Source organism: Streptomyces sp. NPDC051582, assembly GCF_040681715.1.
Taxonomy (GTDB): domain Bacteria; phylum Actinomycetota; class Actinomycetes; order Streptomycetales; family Streptomycetaceae; genus Streptomyces.
Window position 1 is genome coordinate 1 of sequence record NZ_JBFAZJ010000108.1, and the last position, 1,489, is coordinate 1,489.

2 protein-coding genes are annotated in these 1,489 nt (G+C 67.3%); one reads left to right on the forward strand and one right to left on the reverse strand.

Going from position 1 to position 1,489, the window contains the following annotated elements:
- Positions 1 to 47 precede the first annotated feature (47 nt).
- Positions 48 to 925, forward strand: a protein-coding gene (locus AB0M92_RS39270; protein WP_366107193.1) for an IS5 family transposase whose coding sequence is annotated in 2 segments (ribosomal slippage) — positions 48 to 392 and positions 395 to 925 — 876 coding nt in all. Because the reading frame shifts where the segments join, the coding sequence is not laid out codon by codon here.
- Here the strand turns inward: AB0M92_RS39270 and AB0M92_RS39275 are convergent.
- Complete coding sequence (locus AB0M92_RS39275; RefSeq protein ID WP_366107194.1) at positions 900 to 1,409, reverse strand: NUDIX domain-containing protein; 510 nt, start codon at positions 1,407 to 1,409, stop codon at positions 900 to 902. The two genes, AB0M92_RS39270 and AB0M92_RS39275, sit on opposite strands and share 26 nt — an antisense overlap.
- Positions 1,410 to 1,489 lie beyond the last annotated feature (80 nt).

The window sequence follows — 1,489 nt, forward strand, 5'->3', positions numbered from 1 at the left end:
CTAGGGCCTGTTTGAGATGTTGATCAAGGTCGTGAAACGATCTTCGGATGGCTCGTGGAGATCTGACGGACGACCAGTGGCTGCGTCTGGAGGCGGTGTTGCCGCCGCTGCCGAAGATGGGGCGCAAGCCGCGGGACCGGCGGCAGGTGTTTGACGGGATCTGGTGGCGGGCGAGGACGGGTTCGCCTTGGCGGGACGTGCCCGAGCGGTACGGGCCATGGGAGACGTCATACTCGGTGTTCCGCCGCTGGCAGATTGACGGAACCTGGGCCCGCATCCTGGAGAAGTTGCAGGTCAAGGCAGATGCCGCCGGGCACATCGAGTGGGAGGTCTCGGTCGACTCCACAGTCTGCCGTGCCCACCAGCACTCCGCGGGGGCCCGGAAAAGGGGGCTGCCCGTTCGGGCCGGACGCCCCCGGACGGTCTGGCCGGCGAGCCGGACGACCACGGCTTGGGCCGCTCGCGTGGTGGCCTGAGCACCAAGCTCCACCTGGCCGCCGACGCCGCCGGGCACGTCCTCGCAGTCGTGGTCACCGGCGGACAACGCGGCGACGCACCCCAGTTCATCGAGGTCATGGACCGCATCCGAGTCCCCCGATCCGGCGGCGGACGGCCACGTGTCCGACCGGATCACGTGCTCGCCGACCGTGCGTACTCTTCCCGCCAGATCCGCGAGTACCTGCGCAAGCGGCAGATCGCGCACACCATCCCGGAGAAGCGTGACCAGACCGGACACCGCCTCCGCCGGGGCTCGGCGGGCGGACGGCCACCCGGTTTCGACCGCGAAAAGTACAAGGCCAGACACAAGGTCGAATGCCGGATCGGACTGCTGAAACAGGCCCGCGGCGTCGCGACGCGCTACGACAAGTTGGCCGTCCGCTACGAAGCGACCGTCCAACTCACGTTGATACGGCAGTCCCTGTGACCTGGCCGCAACCGTCTTCTCCGTTACGCCATGGGCCTGCTGTCACCAGGGCGCTGAGCACTGCCAGTAGCTGTGGCGGCTCGACCCGGTCCGGCAGCGAGTCCAGATCTGACCACAGCACCCACGCGTGCGAGTCGAGGTTGGCATGTTCCTCAGGAAGGAGACCGGCGCGTTCCAGCGAGGGTCGCTCTTCGGTGAAGCGCGCCACGAAGAAGTCCTCTGTGCCGACGTACTGCATGCCCTTCCATCGCACATTTCGTTCGACAGGCACGGACCGCTCCAGGACCGCCTCGGGGTTCAGACCGGTCTCCTCGACCAGTTCGCGCCGTGCCGCCGTCAGCGGCGTTTCACCAGGGTCAATGCCGCCACCAGGCGGTTCCCACAGCCACGTTCCGTCGACTGGATCGCGCCAGCGCAGCAGAAGCACGCGGTCAGAGGCGTCCAGACAGATCACGCGTGCAGCGGGTCGATGCATCGTGTCCATGGCCTTGACCCTAGGCGCGCTCGAAGCCCCGATCGAGGCTTCCGGCGCTCCAGCGATCAACATTCCAAACAGGCCCTAGG

What these genes read in the sequence shown, in the direction of transcription:
- AB0M92_RS39275 (WP_366107194.1), bottom strand. Translation starts at nt 1,409, where the DNA reads ATGGACACGATGCATCGACCCGCTGCACGCGTGATCTGTCTGGACGCC.